Source organism: Chryseobacterium sp. MYb7 (genome assembly GCF_002979455.1).
GTDB lineage: Bacteria > Bacteroidota > Bacteroidia > Flavobacteriales > Weeksellaceae > Chryseobacterium.
This window is the reverse complement of sequence record NZ_PCOU01000035.1, coordinates 31,393-53,014: the sequence shown is the minus strand read 5'-3', so window position 1 is coordinate 53,014 and position 21,622 is coordinate 31,393. Positions and strand designations below refer to the sequence as shown.

Here is a 21,622-nt window from a genome sequence, read left to right as displayed (position 1 = left end):
AAGATCTTTTAATATTAAATATAACACAATGAAAATATATCTTAAAAATCCTCTTGTTCTGATACTATTCTGTCTAATGACCGGAATGTTGATGACCATCAGTTTTCTGGAAACCCCATTGAAGTTTCAGGTTCCGGGGATTACTCTTCCAACAGCGCTAGGACTGGGAAAGCTCATGTTTGGACTCTCTTCAAAAATACAATGGGGATTTCTTATTGCAATACTGATTCTGATGCTCATCAGTTGGAAACATTATACAAAAATTGATTTTATCATTTTAACTGTTTTATTTTCATTACTTGTTTTAGAGCAATTCTGGCTGCTGCCTGTACTGGATACCCGTGTCGATTTACTTTCGATAGGAAAAGTAGTATCTCCTACTCCATTGCACGACTATTTTATTTATGCAGAAATCGCAAAAACATTAATGCTCACAACAGCAATCATTTTACAATTCAAAAAAAATACAGATTAATAAAAAACACGATTCATTATGAAAACACTCATTCTAAATACCATAACAGCATTAACTTTAACTGCAATACTATTTTCTTGTTCCAAAACAGAAACGACACCCATTCCACAGCCGGAACCTTATTCTGCACAACAAAATATTGAGCCACAGCCAGTAGAAACGGCAGCGGAAGTTCCTGCTTCCACAGATGCATCAAAACATGAAGGATTGAAATTAATAGAAGGAACCGACTGCCTTACCTGTCATAAAATAGATTCAAAATTAATAGGTCCTTCTTACCATGAAGTTGCTGCAAAATATACGGACGCAGATCTTGATATGCTGGCACAAAAAATCATTGACGGCGGTAAAGGCAACTGGGGCGAAATTCCCATGACTCCTCATAAAGGCTTGAGTAAAGAGAATGCCAAGCAGATGGTAAAATATATTCTATCCCTTAAAAAGGAATAAAAAAAAATTTAAAATAATAAAAGACAAAAAAGTATTATATTATGAATACAAAAACAGACTTTATAGGAAATATGGTGGCTGAAGATTTCAGAACAGCCGCAATTTTTAAAAGACATGGTATTGATTTCTGCTGTAAGGGTGGAAGAACCATTGAAGAAGCATGCAGCAATAAGAAACTTGCTCCCGAAAAAATTTATGAAGAACTGGAAGCCCTTCCAAAAAATGAAGGTTCCTCAATAGACTTTAATAGCTGGCCTCTCGACCTTCTGACAGATTACATTGAGAAAACCCACCATCGTTATGTAGAAGAAAAAACGCCCGTTTTACAGACATTCCTTGATAAGCTATGCAAAGTTCACGGCGGCAGGCATCCTGAGCTGTTTGAAATCAATTCCTTATTTAATGAATCGGCACACGATCTGGCCGCTCATATGAAGAAAGAAGAACTGATCCTGTTCCCATTTGTAAAAAGTATGGTGAAAGCTCAAATATCAGGCAATGCCCTTCCTCAGCCGCATTTCGGGACAGTAGAAAATCCAGTTCATATGATGGAACATGATCATACTGTAGAAGGTGACCGTTTCAGAAAAATTGCAGAAATCACCAATGAATATGTTCCACCTGCAGATGCCTGCAACACCTATAAAGTAGCTTTTGCCATGCTTCAGGATTTCGAAAACGATCTGCACAAACATATCCACCTTGAGAATAACATCCTTTTCCCAAAAGCGATCCGACTGGAGAAAGAATTTGCCGTTGAATCTTAAAAATTAATACAGAATGACACCTAAAAAACTTTGGATATGGCTTGCTGTAGTAATGGTTGCTTCGTTTGCTGTATTGATCTTCTATGGAACTGAAATTTACAGAAAAATACCGCCAATTCCGGACAAAGTCGTAAGTACAGAAGGAACCGTGATTGCTACCGCACAGGATATTAAAGACGGACAGAATGTCTGGCAGTCAATTGGCGGGCAAACGGTAGGAAGTATCTGGGGACATGGTGCCTATATTGCTCCGGACTGGACTGCTGATTACCTTCACCGCGAATCTGTTCTGCTGCTTGATGAACTGGCCAAAAAAGATGGAAAGGTTTATAAAGACCTTCCGGATGATGAACAGGCTAAATATCAGGTATTACTGAAAAAAGAACTTCGTACCAATACTTTTAACGAAAGTAAAAATGAAATTATCTTCTCTCCTGAACGGACTGAAGTGCAGAAACAGCTTTCACAATATTATTCAAAATTATTCATGAATGATGCTTCTATGACAACGCTCCGTGATCAGTACGCTATTCCGGAGAATACCATCAAAGATACTGAAAGAATGGCTAAAATGAATGCTTTCTTTGCATGGAGCACATGGGTGTGTATCACGGAAAGACCGGGAGATGATGTGACTTATACCAATAACTGGCCGCATGATGAATCGGTGGGAAATGTTCCACCCCCTTCACTACATTTATGGTCAGGATTCAGTATTTTACTTTTATTGGGGAGTGTGGGGCTTTTGGTATTTTACCATGCAAGGAACAAAGAGGAAGAGATCAGCGAGGCTCTTCCACATGAAGATCCACTCCGAAATATGAAGCCAACCCCGTCTATGAAAGCCACTTTAAAATATATTTGGGTGGTTGCCTTACTGATTCTTGTTCAAATGCTTGCCGGCGTAGTGACAGCACATTATGGCGTGGAAGGAAACGGATTTTATGGTATTCCTCTGGATCAGTTTTTACCGCAGTCGGTTTCCAGAAGCTGGCATGTGCAGCTTGCGATATTCTGGATAGCTACCTCTTGGCTGGCAACTGGACTTTATATTGCTCCCGCTGTTTCAGGACATGAACCGAAATATCAGAAATTGGGTGTTAACATATTATTCGGTGCCTTACTGATTGTTGTACTGGGGTCTTTAACAGGACAATGGCTTGGTGTAATGCAAAAGCTTGGTCTCGTAGATAATTTCCTTTGGGGACATCAGGGCTATGAATATGTAGAACTGGGAAGAGTATGGCAGATTTTACTACTCATCGGGCTTATTCTTTGGTTAATTTTAATGGTCAGAGCACTACTTCCGGCTTTAAGACGTAAAGATGGAGACCGTCATCTATTAATCTTATTTACGCTTTCATCTGTAGCGATTGCCCTATTTTATGGTGCAGGATTGATGTACGGAAGACAAACTCATATGGCCATTGCCGAATATTGGAGATGGTGGGTGGTTCACCTTTGGGTAGAAGGTTTTTTTGAAGTGTTCGCAACTGTAGTGGCTGCATTTTTATTTACAAGACTCGGATTATTAAGACTAAAATCTGCCACCAATGCCGTTTTATTTTCTACCATTATCTTTCTTGGCGGAGGGATTTTGGGGACATTCCACCATTTGTATTTCAGTGCTACGCCAACCGCTGTGCTGGCATTGGGAGCAACTTTCAGTGCCCTTGAAATTGTTCCGCTTGTTTTGATAGGTTATGAAGCCTACCAAAATTATCAACTGAGTAAATCAACCCTATGGATACAGGCTTACAAATGGCCCATCTACTGTTTCATTGCCATGTGTTTCTGGAATTTCCTTGGTGCAGGGATCTTCGGATTTGCCATCAATCCTCCTATTGCCTTGTACTATATTCAGGGACTGAATACCACTGCTGTACATGGTCATGCAGCTTTATTCGGAGTGTATGGAATTCTGGGAATCGGATTAATGATGTTTGTTTTGCGCGGACTTTATCCTGACCGTCAGTGGAATGATAAATTAATAGGATGGGCTTTCTGGTTGATCAATATCGGATTGCTGGTGATGGTTACCATCAGCCTTCTTCCTATTGGGATCATGCAATCTGCAGCCTCTATAAAAGAAGGTTACTGGTATGCACGTTCTGCAGAATTTATGCAAACGGATATTATGCATTTTCTAAGATGGATGCGGGTGCCGGGAGATATTTTATTGGCTGCCGGTGAATTGCTTTTGGTTATTTTTATTATTGGATTGAAATTTGGCTGGTCGTTGAAGGAAAAGCGTTAGGATGAATGATTCAAATCTGATCAAACCTATTTTATTAAATGCAAAGTTTCATCTGCAATTCTTATAATTTTAAGAGAGCGAAGATGAGCGGCTTTGTCGCGGATGAAGCTTTATAGTAATACAGTCGCTTAAGAATGATCAATGAAATTGATCAAAACTCTTTGCTCCCTCAATATATAGAATCAAGCATTTAATTCTTTGCGTTTATAAAATAAAATTCCATTTACATTAAAAAAGCCTTTAAATATTGAATTTAAAGGCTTTTATTTAAGATTTACTGCGTTACTTTCATTAATGCATTGGTAATTTCAAGTTCTTTTTTTCTGGAATAGGTGGAATCAAAAGGCTCCATCACATTGAATAAATACTGATAAAAAGGAGCAATCTGGCGGACATTTTCAGCTTCTTTCCCGGCCTTTTCTTTGCCCATCTTTTGAAGTCCTTTTATAAATATATTGAATTTCTTATCAATCGGTTCCATTGATTTTATTAGATAAACTCGTGCCTTTTCGTTCTCTCCCAAAGTTTTATAGCCATCCGTAACCGCTGAAACAACAAGTGCATATTCCATCGGTTTTGATTTCATCTGTCTTTTGGCCATTGCTTTAAATGAAGGAGCAAGGTTTTGGTAATAATCATATTCTTCAAATATCTCTTTCTTGAGCTTCTCTGCCAGTTGAAGACCTTTTTGCTCCTGTCCGGTTGAAATGTATCCGGTAACTATGGCACTTAGTGATCGCGGATCATTATATTTTTCCACAGGAATTTCTTTGGCGGCAAGATCCAGTAATTCTAATGCCTTAGCTTTCTGTCCGCTTGCCACAAGTGCAGACACAGCTCTGCTAACCGACGTTCTGTAGCCAAGAATATTAGACGTAGCCGTTTCATCATAATAATTACTCAGGTCTTTAAAATTTCCCCATCTGAAGTTTTTTACTACCTGATAAAGAGAATTGGCATCTACTCTTCCCTTTTCTCCATCCGGTTTTTGAGGAGTATGAATAGGAACCAGCCTGTAACTGAAACCATCAAACTGAAGATACTCATCCAGATAAAAAATGTTTTCGCTGTCATACATTCCGCCTGAAGAGAAATTGATGGGGCGTTTCCAATCGAAATTGGCCAGCATATCCAGCAGCATCAGATTGCTTTTGTAAAGTAAACTGGCTTCATAATTAATCATAATCTGATCCAAAGTGTTTGGAAGATCAGTTCTATTAATAATTCCAGATTTTACAGCATTTTCTTTATTTACAGGAAGAATAAATTTACTCACCGGAAGGATATTATATCTTTCATATTGTTCCCCAACGTACATCTTCAGCAGCTCATCTTTTTCGGATGATTTTAATTTCAGGAATTTCATAGCCTCTTTTAAAGTGAGTGAATCCTGAGTCAGGTATTTTCTGAACTCCTGAAAAGCAGTGTCCGGTGCTCCCTGCTCTTTCAACATCTGGAAAATCTTTTCCCAATCCTGTTTTGTCATCAGATATACTGCATCATTCGCTCCTTCTCTATATTCTTCATGAGTCAATTCACTTGGAATTCCTATGGCATTGTAGGTTTTTCTTTTTACCTGATCAATATTCCAGGGAGTACCTAAAAGTGTAAAATTGACCGCTTTCACATCATCCCTGAATCTTTCCGTCTCCTGAATAGCCCATACCGGAAAGGTATCATTATCGCCATAAATGAACATGATATCATTTTTAGGCAGCGAACGTAAGAACGAATAGGCGTAATCACGGGCTGCCGTCTTTTTGCTTCTGTCGTGCGAAGTATAATTCTGAAACCCCATCATAAAAGGAATTCCTAATAATATGATCCCAAGAATACTATTAGCTGCATTGGATTTAACCTTAGCCTGAATCAGCCAAAGTACAGCTCCCGCTCCCAATCCTATCCAAATAGCAAAGGCATAGAATGAACCTACCATGGCATAATCTCTTTCCCTCACTTCAAATGGTTTTACTCCTGTGTAGAAAACAATTCCCAAACTTGTCAGAATAAACAGTGAAAGCATGGCATAAAATCTTCCAAAATCTCTGTTGAGCTGGAAAAAGAAACCAATCAGACCTAAAATCAATGGCAAAAAGAAAAACTTTACCGTACTTTCATTTTTAAATTTGGCAGGCATATGATTCTGATCTCCCAATAGCGCATTATCAATAAAAGAAAATCCTGAGATCCAGTTACCATTGGTATTTTCCAAATGTCCCTGAAGATCATTTTGTCTCCCTACAAAGTTCCACATTAGGTATCTTACGAAATAATATCCGGTTTGAAAGGAGATAAAATAATCCATATTCTGAGCCAAAGAAGGACGTTTAACCTTAATAATATCATAAGGCTTTACCTTCAGATAATCTTCCGCAGTGATGGAATCTCCTTCATATTTTGCTCTCAATTCTTCGAAAATCCTTTTTGCTTCCGGATTGTTTGCCGCTTCTTCGTTATCATAATTAAAGGTAAAATCAGGAGCTCCGTATAAAGAAATATAGTTGGCTATCACTTCTTTATCTTCATTGAACATTCTCGGCATAAAGCTGATGTGAGATTTATTAAATACATAATTGAACCTTTCACCGGCTTTTCTGTAAGTACCTGTTTTTTCGTCTTTTTCGTAAATATCTCCAGTGATGTCTTTTTTGTAATTTCCTTCTTCATCTTTTTCCAATCCGTTACTGTCGAGAAATGCGGTGTAGTTCTGTCCGTAAATGGTAGGCCAGTCGCCATATTGTGCTCTGTTATAATAATCTCTCATTCCGATGGCTGTATCCGGATCATTAAGGTTCATTGGAGGATTGGCATTTGCTCTGATGGGGATCACCAGCCAGCAAGAGAAGCCAATAATCATATAAACAAGGGATAAAACTACAGTCTGATATACCTTTCTTTTAGTTTTTCGGGCATATTTAATCAGGAGGTAGCTGATTACTGTCATAAGAACAAACGCCACAACTGTCCCTGAATGAAAAGGAAGTCCCAGCCCATTCACAAAGAAAATTTCAAGCTTTCCAAACATCGTCATAATCAAAGGAAAAATAATTTTAAATACGAAGGCAAGAATTCCCAGCGTAATCAAATTCGCAATCATAAAGCTTTTCCAGGAAAAAGTATAATTTCTGGCATAATAAACCAGACATATCGCCGGAATAGCCAGCATACACATCATATGTACGCCTACAGAAAGCCCGATGATGAAGAAAATAAGAATAATCCATCGCTCTCTGTCAGCTGCTTTGGATTCGTTCTCCCATTTGGTGATAAGCCACACCAGCAAAGCAACAAACATAGAAGCCATTGCATACACCTCTCCTTCTACCGCCGAAAACCAAAATGTATCTGAGAATGTAAAGCATAAAGCACCGATTACGCCTGCAAAAAGAATCGAGATTTGCTGATGTTTCGTAATCTCTTCAACATCTTTATGTAAAAGCCTTCTTAAAAAATGAGTAATCGTCCAGAATAGAAACAAAATGGTAAAAGCACTGAAAAACGCAGACATGGCATTGATCACAATGGAATAATTTTCAGCATTTCCTAACGCAAAAATACTCGCGACAGCTCCCACAATCTGAAACAAAGCAGCTCCCGGAGCATGGGTAACTTCCAATTTAGCCGCGGAAGATATATATTCTCCACAGTCCCAAAAGCTCAGAGAATGTTCTATCGTTGAAAGATAAGTAATAAGTGCAATAGCGAAAAGGAACCATCCCAGTATGGTGTTCCACTTTTTAAAAGACCAGTTTTTCATATAATATTTTCCAATATGTATATAACAATTGGGGAAAAGGGTTTATTACATGAAAGTTTAAAATTTCAGATAAAACTACTTTCAAATCATTTTAAACGTTCTAAAATGTTTAAAATAAAACTTTTGTGGTTTTTGTGGTTTAAAAATACCTACTGCTTTCTTAAATAGTAGAATTTTAGTATGTATTATTCAACCCTCCATCCAAAGGAATACTAGTTCCTGTAAGGTAATTTGCATATTCTGAAGCAAGGAAAGCTACCAGATGTCCGTATTCCTCAGGTTGTCCAAATCTTTTCATCGGAATTTTATTTTCCCTAGCCTTTTTTATTTCTTCTTCCGGAGCACCACTTTGCTGAGACTCATGAGCTACCAGTTTTTGAATTCGTTCCGTGTCAAAATATCCTGTTAAAACATTGTTGACTGTAACATTATGTTCTGCAATCTCATTGGAAAGTGTTTTTGCCCATGCAATCACTGCCGAGCGGATAGAATTGGACAATGCCAGATTTCCGATCGGTTCTTTTACCGATAAAGATGATACGTTGATGATACGTCCGTTTCTCTGTTTGATCATATGGGGTAATGCCAACAATGTTGTTTCACAAACAGTTTTAAAAAGAAGATCAAATGCTTTCTGATAATCATCTGTTTTTTTATCAACGGCTAAGCCCGGTTCAGGACCATTGGTATTGTTTACCAAAATATCTACTGAATGGGTATTAAAATATTGAGCAATAGTTTTTCTATAATTTTCAAAATCCGAAAAATCAGCTACCAGATACTCATGTTTCTGATCAGAATTGATAATCGGCAGTAATGAAACAAAATTTTTAAGTTTTGTTTCATTACGGGCCATAACAGTAACATTAGCTCCGCATTTTGCCAGTTCTATGGCAATTCCGGCTCCGATTCCCTGTGTAGCTCCTCCTACTAAGGCATTTTTTGAAAAAAGCTGAATATTCATCTTAATAATGATTATGAATTGATCTAATAAATGTATGAAAAGCTTTACTTTTAAAAAAATCCGGAAACAACTTATTTAATACAATAAAGCACCAGCATAAGCCAGTGCTTTAGTATTTGTGTTATTAGAATCTTCCTTTGATAATTATTTTTTGGGGAACATTAAAAAGATTAATCTCCGATTCGGAAAACCAGTACCTGGGTAGAGGTTGCAGAAAGATTCATTCCTGCGCCTGAACAGTTACCTGACTGTCCTCTTCCCAATGCGATCGTCCAGTTTCTGTTGGCTGGAACTGTAGTGGCATAGGTAATTGTTCCTCCATGATTGGAAAGGGCTCCCTCTGAATGGGCTCCTGTATTGTGGATTCTTGAAGTTCCGGCATTCAGGGGAAAATCTACAAAATAAGAACTGATTGTACATCCTGTAGCATTATGTGTTGCTTCATAAACAAATGTGATCTGATAAGTACCTGCCGGAAAAGTTATGGTACTTGTCCCCGCATTATAGGTAAGCCCTGGAATAGAATTTTTTATAATAGTCATAGGTACTACCTGAGATCCTCCAGATCCCTGTGCCTGCAAAAAGTTGGTCTGTGCAGCTTCCAAACGGAAAACTGCTGGGCTAGGAATGGATAACGCACCTAAAGTACCAATGTTTTTTACAACGCCGTTAGCATCAATGACCAGCAGAGGATCTGTTGCACTGTTTCCAGACCCTACCCCCTGCAGACGTAATGGATCTGTCCCATTGATGTGGAGCTTATTCGTCGGAACTGTGGTTCCTATTCCCATATTTCCACCAACGGTAACTGCTACGTCATTGGCTTGTTGTGCTACAGATGGGATTCCGGTAGTGGGGTTATCCTTTGCACCATCAATATTAAATACGCCTTGTGGATTTGTTGTATTAATACCTACCTATGCACTCAAAAAAATAAAATTACTTGTCAAAAGAAGTAAAAGATAGACGAGTTTACGTTTCATAATAAATTTCTTTTTTAGTTAATATTTAAATACTTTTCTGAAATATGAAAGTGATTATTTCATTAAAAATTCAATTAATATAATCGCTGTCACTAAATCAAATATAGTGAATTTCACAAACAAGTGAACGGTTTAAATAAAAAAAATAATAATTTATTTTTAAAAAAACACACACAAACATACATAAAATAGTGAATTATATTTAAAATAATTCACTATTTATTAAATATTTAAAACATTCGACATTACCATATTTATATAAAAATTTGGTTCTTCAGAGCAGAACAAAACCCTTTATTATAAATAAAACAGAATGTTTATAAGTCAACTCAATAAAGAAACAGCCCTTCAATAAGTGATTGAAGGGCTGTTTTTAATTTTTGCTTATGAATTACTTCACCACAGTAGCTTCAAGCTCAACCTTTAGTGTTTCAAATAAACCTTTTACTTCCAACATCGTTAATGCCTGTTGAATCTTATGTTCAGCAATCCACTTCTGAAGAATTGGGAAATAGGGCCAAAGTTCTTCTGAAGAAGTTGTATAAACATTGAGTCTGACAATCCCCCCACATTCATATCCTGCAGAGTTGATGACCTCCTCCAGGTTGGCAATAGCCTGTTCCAGCTGAGATTTCATATCCTTATTACTGGATGTTCCATCAGTATCAATAGCCGCCTGCCCTGAACAATATAAGGTACTTTCAACATTTTTTACTTCTACAGCCTGAAAATAGCTTCTCTCATTCTGCCATTTCCATGGATTAACCGTTCTTTTTTCCATTGTATTGATTTTGTTATTACCATGCAAAATTGCAGAACAGAGGCAATAAATTCCTGTGATCCGGATCACAATTATGATGTGAATATGATCACATTTTACAGGGGAAGGCGGCTTAACGTTTCTCTGGATACGCCTAAATAAGCAGCCAAAAGAGATTTTGGAACACGCTGAACCAAAGAAGGGTATTTTTTCAAAAGCTGATCATACCGTTCTTTAATTCCGGTTGTCATCATTGAAACGGTGCGTTGTTGTGCTGTAATAAATCCCATATATGCTTTTTCAAGGAAGAAATGTTCCAGCTTTGGAAGTTGAGCACAAAGTTTTCTGTAATCATCCAGTTTAAGGCATAATACTTCCGTATCTTCCACACATTCCAGAGACATTGTTGCTGTATTTTGCTGATAGTAAGCAGGAAAATCTGTCTCCCACCAGTCTTCCATAGCAAACCCGATAATATGTTGTTTCCCTGTTTCATCTGTATACACCAATTTCAGGAGGCCTTTCAATACAAAATAATTGTAGGGAACTGCTTCTCCTTCCTGTATTAAAAACTGGTGTTTTTTATATTTTTTATAGGTAAAACAGGATGATATAAATTCGAATTCATCATCGTTAATCGGAATTATTTTTTCGATATGGGCTCTTAGCAGATGCAGCATACTCTATTTTTTATGATACAAAAATACTGTTCAGCAGCTAAAGTTTTTGTTTAAGAAGTTCATCAATCTGTTTGTAAAAAGAATCTTTGCTATAATCCGCCAGCCCTTTATGATGTAAACGGATTTCTCCCTTTTTATCCAATACGACCGTTGTGGGCAAAGAACCATTATAAAGTACATCAGGAATATTACCTGCCGGAATCAGGAAAGGGACAGTAAAGCCTTTTTCTTTTAAATAAGATTTTCCTAAAGCAGCATTATCATCAAGGTTGACGGTAAGAAATACCATATCAGGATTGTTTTTGTAATGATCATACATCTTCTGAACAGACGGAAACTCTGCACGGCACGGAGGACACCAGGATGCCCAGAAGTTGAGGAAAACAACCTTATTCTGTAAAGTCGAGGAATCAATACCAGTTCCGTCCTCTCTTTTCAGACTAAATCCAGCATAGGAAGCTTTGGTAGTGGTATTTTGTATTTCTTTTGATTCCGAAATACTGGAATTGAGAATTCCCGTGGAAGCAACCTGTCTCATCAGCCATGCCTTTGCATCTTTGTTCACCAGAATAACAATAAACAACACGGTCAGTATTGCTGTAGAGGTATTTTTCTTTAGCCATGTTTTCAGATTTCCCATATTCTTCCGCTTAATTCTTAGGCAATATAAGATTAATATTCTGATCCGGATTCTAAAAACCTTAGTTTTAAAAGTAAAAAAGTCTTTAAACTCTAAGATTTAAAGACTTCACTCTGCATGTATTTCAAGTGATTATCATGGTAAAATTTTTCAAAAGCTAAATCTTATTCAAAAGTTTCTTTCTGAAAATAAACAACAGTGAACTGAAAAATGTCAGATAGGCAATATTGAATACGGCACCTCCTACCCATCCTGAGAAAGGAAGTGGTAAAAGACCTTTTATAGGAAAAATAAAGAATGTCAGTACAAATGGAGTCAGCAAAGCCATCCATCTCGGCAGCAGGGTTTGATTCAAAAGGATGCAGACTGCAAAAGAAATCCATCCGACTGCCAGTACGCCAATAGCTGATCCCCATGCGATGTTCAGCATTTTCATAAAACCTCTTCCCGTCTCCAGAAGATAAGGATGAGAAGCAGAATCTGTATGGTAAACCGCTTTATAAATCTCTCCTACATAAAAGAACCCGGCATGACCTAAAGGTGATAAAACAGCACCAGCCAGTAAAACCCAATACACAAAGACTGCATACCATTTTTGGGTATCTTTAAAAAACTGATAGACCAGCCACGTAGCGGGAAGCAGCAAAGGGCCTGTAAGAGCTCCTATCAATGCACCAAACATCAATCTTGAAGTGGACCCCTCCAGCATTAAAGTTGCAAATTCTACATTCACCTGATCAGCATACATTTTTGAAAATAATGGATAATCTGAAGGATTCGGATCAAATCCGGCAACATAAATATCACCAATGATCCAGCATACTGACACTACTATTGCTGCTGCAAACGACCAGCTTATTTTACCTGAATATTTCATAATTTTTAAATAATTAATTTTAATAAGTGTACCTCATTCATTCTCATAATAAAGGATTGATCAAGCTAATTTTATTATTAAGAATAATTCTAAATAATAATTATCTTTGTGCAAAACTATCGTAAATCTTAAATAGAGAGGGTATGTAAAACGGAATAAAAAATCCGTAAAAAGGAAATTCTAACGAAAGAAAACAAGGTGACACTACGGCTATATGATGAAAACTTGAGAAATATACTGATGGAGAAGAATTATCCTGCTCCTTATTTCTTTAATAACGGAGGTATTCAGGAATGCATTACTCAGCTTTTTCCTCCTTATGGCAGCGGCTTTTATCACGAAATAAGTTTTGCCAATGTTCATATAAGTTTTGGAAACATCTCATTGGCCAACCAGCTACAGTTTTACCTTGAAAGTGATTTTGACTCCGTAGAAATGCATTTTACATTAAAAGGAAAGAGTAAAGCAATTTCAGGAAATTTTCAAAAAACCGTAGAGTTTGACAGCTACCAGCATAACATTATCTATGCCCATCACATGGAAGGCAGAATGGAATTTGAAGGTCCGGAAATGTATTTGTTTGAAATCAACCTGGCCCCTGAATTTTTTAAAAATTTTTTGCCAGAACATTGCGGATTGTTTGAAGTGTTCAAAAATTCAATTGAAAAACAAAATTCATCCCTCCTTCAAACTGAGCATCACCGCATCACTCAGGAAATGTATCATATTCTGAATGACATTATATATTGTAACAAAAAAGGAACTTTCAAACGGATTTATCTTGAGGCTAAAGTAAATGAACTGCTTTTGTTGCAGCTCGAACAGTTTTTTGATAATGGAATCTTACCTTCTTCTCTTCAGAAAAAAGACATAGAAAAAATGTACGCCGTAAGAGATTATATTGTGAATAATCTAAATACGGACAGCTCTCTGAATGATCTTGCCCATCTGGTAGGAACCAACGAATTCACTTTAAAGAAAGGCTTTAAAGAACTTTTCGGAACTACTGTTTTTGGTTTCTGGAATGATCTCAAAATGGAACAGGCAAAAAGAATGCTTCTGGACAGTAATCTGAATATTAGCGAAATTTCCGACAGTATTGGCTATAAAAATCCGAGACATTTTTCATCTGCATTTAAACGAAAATTCAATATACTGCCCAGCAAGTTTAGAAACAGATAATGTCGTGTGGGACGATCATTTGTCTATTTTTTTACTGACAATAATAAAAATCAACTAATAACCGTTAATAATTTGTTTTTTAATAGAATCATCAAAAAAAATAGTAAATAAATCAATATACCATGCATAATATTATTTTTTATGTAACAGTCTTATTTTATCCTTGCTTTTACCGTTTCCCAAAACCTATTTTTTCAATAGATTTATTTCATAATTAAATTGTTACGTGTAACAAATCCCCTATTCATCTAACTAATCATACAACATCAAAATATTAATTCATATACAAGAGATCTACTACTTTAAAATAAACTAATGCAAACATCCTTTTTAAAAATTACCGCTGCCACCGCCGCGCTCTGTTTCAGCACCCTGGCAATGGCCCAGCAAACCTATTCTGTAAGTGGAACCGTGAAAGACAAAAAAAACGGAGAACTATTAATCGGAGTATCAGTCAAAGTAAGTGAAGATCCCACTATTAATGTTGTTGCCAATGAATATGGATTTTATTCTCTTTCATTACCGGAGGGAAATTACACCATTATTATTTCCAATCCTGGATATAAAGATTTTGAACAACAGATCAAAGTTGATCAGAATATAAAACTCGATCTTCCTCTTCTTCCCGCAGAAGCAGCCACTAAATCAATTGACGAGGTCGTGATTACCGGCATTAAAAAGGACAAAAACTTAACTTCAGCTCAGATGGGGGCAGAAACACTGAGCATTAAAAATATAGAAAAACTTCCTGTTCTTTTTGGGGAAAAAGATGTTATGAAAACCATACAGCTTTTACCGGGTATCAAAAGTAATGGTGAAGGAAGCAGCGGATTCAGTGTAAGAGGTGGCGCTACCGATCAAAACCTGATACTACTGGATGAAGCTCCTGTTTATAATGCCTCTCACCTTCTTGGCTTTTTCAGCACGTTCAACAGTGATGCCCTGAAAGATGCCAGCATCATTAAAGGAAACAGCCCCGCTCAATATGGAGGCCGGCTTTCTTCCGTTCTGGATGTCAAAATGAAAGACGGGAATAACAAAGATTATAACATCAATGGAGGAATCGGTCTTATCAGCAGCCGACTAAGTGTGGAAGGACCTATTCAGAAAGAGAAATCCTCATTCATTGTTTCAGGAAGAAGAACTTATGCCGATTTGTTCCTTAAAACCAATAAAGATTACAAAGACAACAAATTATATTTTTACGATCTGAATCTGAAAGCCAATTATCAGATCAATGAAAACAACCGTATTTACCTTTCCGGATATTTCGGAAAAGATGTTTTGGGATTAGGAGATACTTTCAATACAGACTGGGGAAATACAACAGCAACGCTGAGATGGAACAGCATTATCAGCAGCAAACTATTCTCCAATACATCTTTCATTTACAGTAATTATGACTATAAAATCAGTCTGAAAAATGATGACACTGTATTTGATTTGAATTCAAAAATACGTGACTGGAATCTTAAACAGGATTTTACCTGGTTTGCAGGAAACAAGCATTCTGTACGCTTTGGTCTTCAATCTATTTATCACACGCTTACCCCAAGCAGTGCTTCTGGTACAACCGTGAGCAGTTTTCCAAGAAATCCAAGATATTCATGGGAAAACGCGGTTTACATCAATGATGATTATAAAGCAACAGAAAAGCTGACAATTAATTACGGACTAAGACTTTCTATGTTCAGTGTACTGGGAGGAGATACCTTTAATACATATGAGAATGGAATTCTTACCGACAGTAAATTCTTGGAAAAAGGAAAATTCGGGAAAACATATACAAATCTAGAGCCCCGTATTAGTGCTAATTATCGTATCAATGAAGTCAGTAGTGTGAAAGGAGGATATTCCCGTAACACCCAGAATCTTCACCTTTTAAGCAACAGCAACAGTGGAAACCCTACAGATCAGTGGATTGGAAGCAGTTATACGGTAAAACCGGAAATTGCAGATCAGATCAGTCTTGGATACAGCCGAAACTTCAATAATAACAATTATGAATTGAATGCTGAGATTTACTATAAGGACATGAAGAATCAGATCGACTTCAAAAACGGAGCTCAGATTGGATTTGATACAGGAGCGGATGTAGAAAGTGAATTGTTATTTGGAAAAGGAAGAGCTTACGGTCTGGAACTTATTGCCAAAAAGAAAAGCGGAAAACTAACAGGATGGATTTCCTATACCCTTTCTAAAACAGAAAGAAAAATCAATGGAATTAATAATAATGAGTGGTATAATGCCAGAATGGACAAAACTCACGATCTTTCCATTGTGGCCACCTATCAGCTTAATCCTAAATGGAGTTTTTCAGGATTGTTTGTATACAGTACAGGAAATGCTGTTACCTTCCCTACCGGAAAATATGAACTTAACGGACAAACCATATTCCAATACAGCAACAGAAATGCAGACAGAATGCCGGCCTATCACAGAATGGATCTGAGTGCAACTTACGAACCAAGTTCCAATAAGCGATTCCGAGGATCATGGACGTTTGGTATTTATAACCTTTATGGTAGAGAAAATGCCTATACCATAAACTTTGAAGATAATCCTGACCGTCCCGGCACAACACGAGCCATGCAGACCTCTTTGTTCCGCTGGGTACCCAATATCACTTATAATTTCAAATTCTAAATCATGAAAAATACTTTTTATATCATATTCTCCCTCTTTGCATTAACTTCTTGTGAAAAAGAGATTGAGCTGGATCTGAACAATCAGAGCGGAAACATTGTTATCGAAGGAAATGTAACGAATAAACCAGGACCTTATACTGTAAAAATCACAAAATCAGTCGGTTTTTCTGAACCCAATCAATATCCGGCTGTAACAGGAGCTCAGGTAATTTTAAGTGATGATACAGGGCAAACCGAAACCCTTCAGTATACCGGAAATGGGATATATCAAACCACTACATTTACAGGACAACCAGGCAGAATCTATACCTTAAAAGTACAGGCTGACGGGAAGCAGTATAATGCCCAAAGCAAAATGCCGGATGTAGTTAATTTTGATGGGTTAGAGCAGAGTTCTTTTAAGTTTGGCGATAAAAATACATATACGCTTCTACCCCTTTTCACAGATCCTATGCCATTAGGAAACCGATATCTTTTTAGTTTTACGATCAATGATCTTACTAAAAAATATATGAATACTTTTTCAGATAATGTGAATAATGGATTGGCCAATCAACAACCTCTTATACTTCCTAATGATGATAATAAAGGAAGAGATCATGAGGTGATAGTAGGAGATAAAATTCATGTAGAAATGCAGTGTATTGACAATAATATTTTCACCTATTACAGTTCTTTACTTCAGATTTCAGGAGGTAATGGAGGAAGCGCTACTCCAGCCAATCCGCCAAGTAATATCAGTAATGGAGCTTTAGGTTATTTTTCTGCCCATACCACAGATACACAAACTTTTGTAATCCAGCCTGTTACTCCATAAATTAAAAAAAAGGATATTCCGTTAGTTGGAATATCCTTTTTTATTCTCTGCCTTATCTTAATTTTCTTTTTAAAGCATAATACCTGTACAGAAGCTTATCATACCTGATCACAAAAAAAAGTATTCCTGCAGTCGCAATCAGTACTTTTAAACGAATCATGCTGTAGCTAAAGCCCCCCAGAATACATCCTGAAAAAAAACAGGTAATAATCACCAGTTTCAAGGCAATATTCTTTTTAAGCTGTCTTTTTTCATTTTCCCTTTCTTTAAAGAAAAGTTTTGAAAGCTCTATTCCTAAATCAGTAAATAATCCTGTAAGATGAGTAGTTCTCACTACAGATTGTGATACTCTTGTTACCAATGAATTCTGAACCCCCATTGCAAAAAGCAAAAGTCCGGCAATTGTATAAGGAGATATTGAGATTTTCAATATCTTATCATCTGCTATTCCCACAAAACTTAATATCAGAATTTCGGTAACCAAAGGAATAAGATGTGGCCGGAACATTTTATGTCCTGATGAAAATTCAACCATAAAACTTGAACAGAATGCTCCTCCCAGAAAACATATAATAAAGATAAAATAAGTAAAAGCTTCACTGTAATGATCGAGAAGAATCTCTTCAGAAAAGAAAGCAAAATGCCCCGTTATATTGGTTGTAAGAACTCTAACAGACAATACCCCTACAATATTCACTATTCCTGCAACAAACGAAAGTGCTGATGCAAGTTTAAGATTGTGAAAGTAGGTTCTGTTTTTCCCTCTGTGTCTGAACATTTTAATTTTCTATAAGGGCTCTATTTTTAGGACTTAAAAAGAACAGCTGGATAAAATAAATAAGTAAAAAAATAAATTAGAAATGTCAGCATAAAGCCGTGAAAAACATGTCCGCTTAAATATTTACCCAGTGTTCTTTATAAATTTACTATATCATTTTTTCAACGTAAAATCCCGGTGTTTCATAATAAACAATGGTCTTCTCATGAAATGAAAACAGCTTTCACAAAGCCCTCAGAAATCTATTGTTTCTTATTTCAGCACCAATTTTATTATTTTTGTAAAAGTAATTCGTTCAGAAAAAAAAGCTTGTGATATAGATCCGCTTAAAATGTGATTTAAGTTAAAAACTGAACGTAAATTCAATAGCCTGTATAGAAAAATTATGATCTCAAAATTTATTTTTAATAATCAGTATCTTTTTGATGAACTGCCTGAATATGATAAGAATCTGCTTACAGGAGCTATGAAAACAAAGAACTATCGTAAAAATGAGCCCATCTTTACTGACGGAACAAAACCTAATGGCGTTTACTATCTTAATGAAGGCAGAATAAAGAAATACAAGGTTGATAATGACGGAAGAGAGCAGATTATTTACATTTACAGTTCCGGTGAATTTTTTGGGTATTCTGCCATTCTGAGTAATGAATCTTATGGAGATACCACCTCAACACTTGAAAATTCTGTCATCTCATTTATTTCAAAAGACAGTTTTCTGGATATCCTAAGCCAGTCATCGGTACTTTCAAGGTTATTGCTGAAATCTCTGAGTCATGAATTCAGTGTAATGGCCAACCTTATTGCCGTTTTATCCCATCGTACAGTCCGGGAAAGAGCAGCTCTCAGTTTACTGATTCTTCATGATAAGTATAAGTCAAATGATGCACCTGATAACGAAGTATTTATTTCTCTTTCCCGTGTGGATCTTGCCAATATGGTAGGAACAGCCAGAGAAACTTTAGCCCGCATCATCAATGATTTTAAGCAGGAAAAACTGATCAGATCTGAAGGACGGAAAATACAAATCACCGACTTTAAGCGGTTGATTCATATTGCCAACTTTTATTAATGAAACAATTGAAATTAAAAGCTCTTTTTCCTACTGACAAGCTGTTGTCATAACACTACCCTACTTTTGTCATGTAATTGTTTAAATATAAAACAACATGAAACTTACCTCATTAAGAATTATCAGCAAAGACATCAAGACAGCCGTAGAATTTTATGAACAGACTATAGGGATAACCGCAAGATGGTACACTGAAGACTTTGCAGAGCTCTCTACAGATTCTATCACCATCGCTATTGGAAGCACCCGAACAATGCAGATGTTTTCGGAAGGCCTTACAGATTTCGCAGGAACAAAATCTACAATCATTGAGTTTTTGGTTAAAAATGTAGATGAAGAATATGAAAGAATTAAAAGTATGACATCAGAAATCATCCAGGAACCTACAACAATGCCCTGGGGAAACAGATCACTTCTTTTCTGTGATCCGGATGGCAATATGATCAACTTTTTTACTCCCGTAAGTGTGGAAGCTGTAAAGAAATTCAGCTAAATCTATTCATCCATAAAAACAAAAAACTCGCTGAAAATTACAGCGAGTTTTTTTATGAATGTATCGATATCGTTTTCATTTATTTTCCAAGAAATTCAATGGCTTTTCCAACAAATGCATTATGATACTGATAAAAAGAGGCATGCCCCGAATCCGGAAAAATCACCAGCTCTGCATCGTCTAAATTCTGAGCCATATTTTTAGCATTCTGAACAGATACAGGAAGATCATTCTCACCATGCACAATCAGTACCGGATTTTTGATCTTGTGTATTTCGGTAAGCGCATCAGCATTAGGTTGAGCCCAGCTCAATACCGCTGTAAATTGCGAATTGGAAGCAACATCACTTAACGGAAGGTCTCTATCTGTTGTACGGAGCTGAACTCTTGCATAAGAAGCTTTTCCCTCTGCAACACTTTGGGCAGATTCTGTAAAGCCAAATTTCAGAAAGGAGGCCTCAGGGCTTAATCCTGCTGTTCCTGCAACAATAGTAGGAAGGTTAGACAATCCGATTGCCCCTTGAGGACCCGTTCCCGTTAATATTACTTTATTAATCAATGCTGGATTCGTTAGCACGATTCTTTGAGCAATAAAGCCTCCCATAGAAAATCCCATGATATTAACTTTACTCAAATTCAGTGCTTTGATAAAATCAACAGCATCATCAGCCATTGCCTGAACCGTATTGGGTGTTGTACCTTTTGAAGAAGCTACTCCTTTATTGTCGAAGATAATGACCTTATATTTTTCGGCCAATCCATCTGTCACCGCAGGATCCCAATCATCCATTGAGCCACCCAGCCCCGGAAAAAGTACTAATGGAATTCCATCTTCTTTTCCTAAAACACGGTATGCTATTGTATTTCCTTTAACAGTTATGAATTGGGTTTTGGCAGTTTGGTGGCTGTTATTTTGTACCTTCTGTATCGTGGGAGGCTCATTTTCTTCAGAGCAGGACATTGTCACTACTGTAAAAAAAGTTAAGCATAATAAGCTAACGGCTGAGATTTTTCTGATTGTTTTCATTGTTGTTTATTTTTGTAAGATTATGGTGCAAACATAAAATACAAAAACAGACAATACACTTAAAAGCTATATCAACAAGACATTTTAGCAGCCCAATCAGACATTTTTCAAGGTGAAAATAAAAAGCAAAAATTTTAAAAATCAGTTCTTAAAGATCCTGAGCTAATCTCAATGCGTGAAGAGCTTCCATTGCCTTTTCAGCATCTTTTTTCGCTATAAAAATATGATCATGAAAATAAGCTGCCACTACATTACAGCTGATATTTTCTTTTTTCAATGCATTGGCAAAAGCAGCGGTAAGCCCTACAGCTTCAAGAGAAGAGTGAATATTCAGGGTGATCCAGGAAGAAATATAACTATATTCCAAGGACCATTTATCAGCAATAGTCTTTTCTAAAACAATGGTAACCGCTTCAGTTTCCCGAAAGAAAAAAAGAATCTTTTCTATATCCGGTATTCCACCCAGGTTTTCAATGGTACAGAATACATATTCTCCGGCATTTAGTACCGGTTCCATATTCTGAAGCAAAATATTTAAATCTTTTTCTCCTGACATCTTTTTTTGTTGCAAAACTAAGATATAGATGGCAGCATCTGTTTATCAAATGATAAAAAACAAAAAAGGAGGCAGACTGCCTCCTTTTTGTTGTACTTGTAACCTATCAACTGAACCTCACTATATGTGTTTGTGTTTTTTTAAAAAAATTTGGTTTTAAGAAGCCCTGTTTAAGGGTTATTCATACACTTCTAATTTTTCATCAATTGTTTTTTTCCCATCATTTGCATTCTTATAACTATCGTTTATTATTTGAATAGCTATAATCATTATTTGTGTTTATATGAAATTTTTAAAATCGAAAACCATTATTTCTCATTGGCTTTTTCATTACTTAAATTTCACAGTACAAAGGAACAATATTCCGGAATAAAATCTTCTATAAACCCCATCGATACATCTCGATTCTAATATCGATATTTATCTATAAAAAATATTT

The 21,622-nt window shown here is 36.5% G+C and carries 19 protein-coding genes; 9 read left to right on the top strand and 10 right to left on the bottom strand.

The features are described 5' to 3' along the window. Positions 1-28 precede the first annotated feature (28 nt). Genes CQ046_RS21185 through CQ046_RS21170 form a run of 4 tightly spaced genes read left to right on the top strand, consistent with a single transcriptional unit; the run spans position 29 to position 3,949 of the window. Positions 29-475, top strand: coding sequence for a hypothetical protein (locus tag CQ046_RS21185; protein ID WP_105704179.1), 447 nt, complete (start codon positions 29-31; stop codon positions 473-475). Positions 476-493: 18 nt separating this feature from the next. After that, complete coding sequence (locus CQ046_RS21180; protein ID WP_105704178.1) at positions 494-925, top strand: c-type cytochrome; 432 nt, start codon at positions 494-496, stop codon at positions 923-925. Between the two features lie 41 nt (positions 926-966). Then, positions 967-1,692, top strand: coding sequence for an iron-sulfur cluster repair di-iron protein (gene ric / locus CQ046_RS21175; protein WP_105704177.1), 726 nt, complete (start codon positions 967-969; stop codon positions 1,690-1,692). A 13-nt stretch (positions 1,693-1,705) separates the two neighbouring features. Next, a complete protein-coding gene (locus CQ046_RS21170) occupies positions 1,706-3,949 on the top strand; it encodes a nitric-oxide reductase large subunit (RefSeq protein WP_105704176.1) in 2,244 nt (747 codons plus the stop codon). Positions 3,950-4,223: 274 nt separating this feature from the next. Here the strand turns inward: CQ046_RS21170 and CQ046_RS21165 are convergent, their stop codons facing one another. From CQ046_RS21165 to CQ046_RS21135, 7 genes are all read right to left on the bottom strand, one after another. Then, entirely contained in the window at positions 4,224-7,706 is a 3,483-nt protein-coding gene (locus CQ046_RS21165) for a DUF2723 domain-containing protein (RefSeq protein ID WP_105704175.1), read from the bottom strand. Between the two features lie 175 nt (positions 7,707-7,881). Next, positions 7,882-8,670: an SDR family oxidoreductase gene (locus CQ046_RS21160; RefSeq protein ID WP_105704174.1), complete on the bottom strand. Its 789-nt coding sequence runs from the start codon at positions 8,668-8,670 to the stop codon at positions 7,882-7,884. Between the two features lie 170 nt (positions 8,671-8,840). Next, complete coding sequence (locus tag CQ046_RS21155; RefSeq protein WP_105704173.1) at positions 8,841-9,461, bottom strand: hypothetical protein; 621 nt, start codon at positions 9,459-9,461, stop codon at positions 8,841-8,843. A 583-nt stretch (positions 9,462-10,044) separates the two neighbouring features. Next, the gene (locus CQ046_RS21150) at positions 10,045-10,434 is read right to left on the bottom strand and encodes a RidA family protein (protein WP_105704172.1); all 390 of its coding nucleotides are present in this window, start codon (positions 10,432-10,434) and stop codon (positions 10,045-10,047) included. 95 nt (positions 10,435-10,529) lie between these two features. Next, the gene (locus CQ046_RS21145) at positions 10,530-11,093 is read right to left on the bottom strand and encodes a Crp/Fnr family transcriptional regulator (protein ID WP_105704171.1); all 564 of its coding nucleotides are present in this window, start codon (positions 11,091-11,093) and stop codon (positions 10,530-10,532) included. Between the two features lie 37 nt (positions 11,094-11,130). Beyond that, positions 11,131-11,733 (bottom strand): TlpA family protein disulfide reductase, encoded by a 603-nt coding sequence (locus CQ046_RS21140; RefSeq protein WP_105704170.1) that lies wholly within the window; start codon positions 11,731-11,733, stop codon positions 11,131-11,133. A 157-nt stretch (positions 11,734-11,890) separates the two neighbouring features. Further along, positions 11,891-12,610 carry a DUF6796 family protein gene (locus CQ046_RS21135; RefSeq protein ID WP_105704169.1) on the bottom strand — a complete coding sequence of 240 codons (720 nt, stop codon included), beginning with the start codon at positions 12,608-12,610 and terminating at the stop codon, positions 11,891-11,893. A gap of 240 nt (positions 12,611-12,850) precedes the next feature. On the opposite strand from CQ046_RS21135, the gene CQ046_RS21130 reads away from it, so the two are divergent. The 3 genes from CQ046_RS21130 to CQ046_RS21120 all read left to right on the top strand — a co-directional run bounded on the left by CQ046_RS21130 (position 12,851) and on the right by CQ046_RS21120 (position 17,257). Continuing rightward, positions 12,851-13,792 (top strand): helix-turn-helix transcriptional regulator, encoded by a 942-nt coding sequence (locus tag CQ046_RS21130; protein ID WP_228407012.1) that lies wholly within the window; start codon positions 12,851-12,853, stop codon positions 13,790-13,792. 315 nt (positions 13,793-14,107) lie between these two features. Then, positions 14,108-16,438 carry a TonB-dependent receptor gene (locus CQ046_RS21125; protein WP_105704167.1) on the top strand — a complete coding sequence of 777 codons (2,331 nt, stop codon included), beginning with the start codon at positions 14,108-14,110 and terminating at the stop codon, positions 16,436-16,438. 3 nt (positions 16,439-16,441) lie between these two features. Further along, on the top strand, positions 16,442-17,257 hold the full coding sequence (locus tag CQ046_RS21120; RefSeq protein WP_105704166.1) for a DUF4249 domain-containing protein: 816 nt from the start codon (positions 16,442-16,444) through the stop codon (positions 17,255-17,257). 52 nt (positions 17,258-17,309) lie between these two features. Here CQ046_RS21120 and CQ046_RS21115 read toward each other — a convergent pair whose 3' ends face one another. Then, positions 17,310-18,035 carry a YoaK family protein gene (locus tag CQ046_RS21115; protein ID WP_105704165.1) on the bottom strand — a complete coding sequence of 242 codons (726 nt, stop codon included), beginning with the start codon at positions 18,033-18,035 and terminating at the stop codon, positions 17,310-17,312. Positions 18,036-18,420: 385 nt separating this feature from the next. Here CQ046_RS21115 and CQ046_RS21110 point away from each other — a divergent pair, with 385 nt between their 5' ends. Both CQ046_RS21110 and CQ046_RS21105 read left to right on the top strand, forming a co-directional pair. After that, entirely contained in the window at positions 18,421-19,107 is a 687-nt protein-coding gene (locus CQ046_RS21110) for a Crp/Fnr family transcriptional regulator (protein WP_105704164.1), read from the top strand. Between the two features lie 97 nt (positions 19,108-19,204). Beyond that, positions 19,205-19,600, top strand: a complete 396-nt coding sequence (locus CQ046_RS21105; protein WP_105704163.1) for a VOC family protein — start codon at positions 19,205-19,207, stop codon at positions 19,598-19,600. Between the two features lie 79 nt (positions 19,601-19,679). Here CQ046_RS21105 and CQ046_RS21100 read toward each other — a convergent pair whose 3' ends face one another. Then, complete coding sequence (locus CQ046_RS21100) at positions 19,680-20,627, bottom strand: alpha/beta fold hydrolase (protein ID WP_105704162.1); 948 nt, start codon at positions 20,625-20,627, stop codon at positions 19,680-19,682. Between the two features lie 148 nt (positions 20,628-20,775). Further along, positions 20,776-21,183: an ACT domain-containing protein gene (locus CQ046_RS21095; protein WP_105704161.1), complete on the bottom strand. Its 408-nt coding sequence runs from the start codon at positions 21,181-21,183 to the stop codon at positions 20,776-20,778. Positions 21,184-21,622: the final 439 nt, after the last annotated feature.

What these genes read in the sequence shown, in the direction of transcription:
- CQ046_RS21185 (WP_105704179.1), top strand. Translation starts at nt 29, where the DNA reads ATGAAAATATATCTTAAAAATCCTCTTGTTCTGATACTATTCTGTCTA.
- CQ046_RS21180 (WP_105704178.1), top strand. Translation starts at nt 494, where the DNA reads ATGAAAACACTCATTCTAAATACCATAACAGCATTAACTTTAACTGCA.
- ric (WP_105704177.1), top strand. Translation starts at nt 967, where the DNA reads ATGAATACAAAAACAGACTTTATAGGAAATATGGTGGCTGAAGATTTC.
- CQ046_RS21170 (WP_105704176.1), top strand. Translation starts at nt 1,706, where the DNA reads ATGACACCTAAAAAACTTTGGATATGGCTTGCTGTAGTAATGGTTGCT.
- CQ046_RS21165 (WP_105704175.1), bottom strand. Translation starts at nt 7,706, where the DNA reads ATGAAAAACTGGTCTTTTAAAAAGTGGAACACCATACTGGGATGGTTC.
- CQ046_RS21160 (WP_105704174.1), bottom strand. Translation starts at nt 8,670, where the DNA reads ATGAATATTCAGCTTTTTTCAAAAAATGCCTTAGTAGGAGGAGCTACA.
- CQ046_RS21155 (WP_105704173.1), bottom strand. Translation starts at nt 9,461, where the DNA reads ATGGGAATAGGAACCACAGTTCCGACGAATAAGCTCCACATCAATGGG.
- CQ046_RS21150 (WP_105704172.1), bottom strand. Translation starts at nt 10,434, where the DNA reads ATGGAAAAAAGAACGGTTAATCCATGGAAATGGCAGAATGAGAGAAGC.
- CQ046_RS21145 (WP_105704171.1), bottom strand. Translation starts at nt 11,093, where the DNA reads ATGCTGCATCTGCTAAGAGCCCATATCGAAAAAATAATTCCGATTAAC.
- CQ046_RS21140 (WP_105704170.1), bottom strand. Translation starts at nt 11,733, where the DNA reads ATGGGAAATCTGAAAACATGGCTAAAGAAAAATACCTCTACAGCAATA.
- CQ046_RS21135 (WP_105704169.1), bottom strand. Translation starts at nt 12,610, where the DNA reads ATGAAATATTCAGGTAAAATAAGCTGGTCGTTTGCAGCAGCAATAGTA.
- CQ046_RS21130 (WP_228407012.1), top strand. Translation starts at nt 12,851, where the DNA reads ATGGAGAAGAATTATCCTGCTCCTTATTTCTTTAATAACGGAGGTATT.
- CQ046_RS21125 (WP_105704167.1), top strand. Translation starts at nt 14,108, where the DNA reads ATGCAAACATCCTTTTTAAAAATTACCGCTGCCACCGCCGCGCTCTGT.
- CQ046_RS21120 (WP_105704166.1), top strand. Translation starts at nt 16,442, where the DNA reads ATGAAAAATACTTTTTATATCATATTCTCCCTCTTTGCATTAACTTCT.
- CQ046_RS21115 (WP_105704165.1), bottom strand. Translation starts at nt 18,035, where the DNA reads ATGTTCAGACACAGAGGGAAAAACAGAACCTACTTTCACAATCTTAAA.
- CQ046_RS21110 (WP_105704164.1), top strand. Translation starts at nt 18,421, where the DNA reads ATGATCTCAAAATTTATTTTTAATAATCAGTATCTTTTTGATGAACTG.
- CQ046_RS21105 (WP_105704163.1), top strand. Translation starts at nt 19,205, where the DNA reads ATGAAACTTACCTCATTAAGAATTATCAGCAAAGACATCAAGACAGCC.
- CQ046_RS21100 (WP_105704162.1), bottom strand. Translation starts at nt 20,627, where the DNA reads ATGAAAACAATCAGAAAAATCTCAGCCGTTAGCTTATTATGCTTAACT.
- CQ046_RS21095 (WP_105704161.1), bottom strand. Translation starts at nt 21,183, where the DNA reads ATGTCAGGAGAAAAAGATTTAAATATTTTGCTTCAGAATATGGAACCG.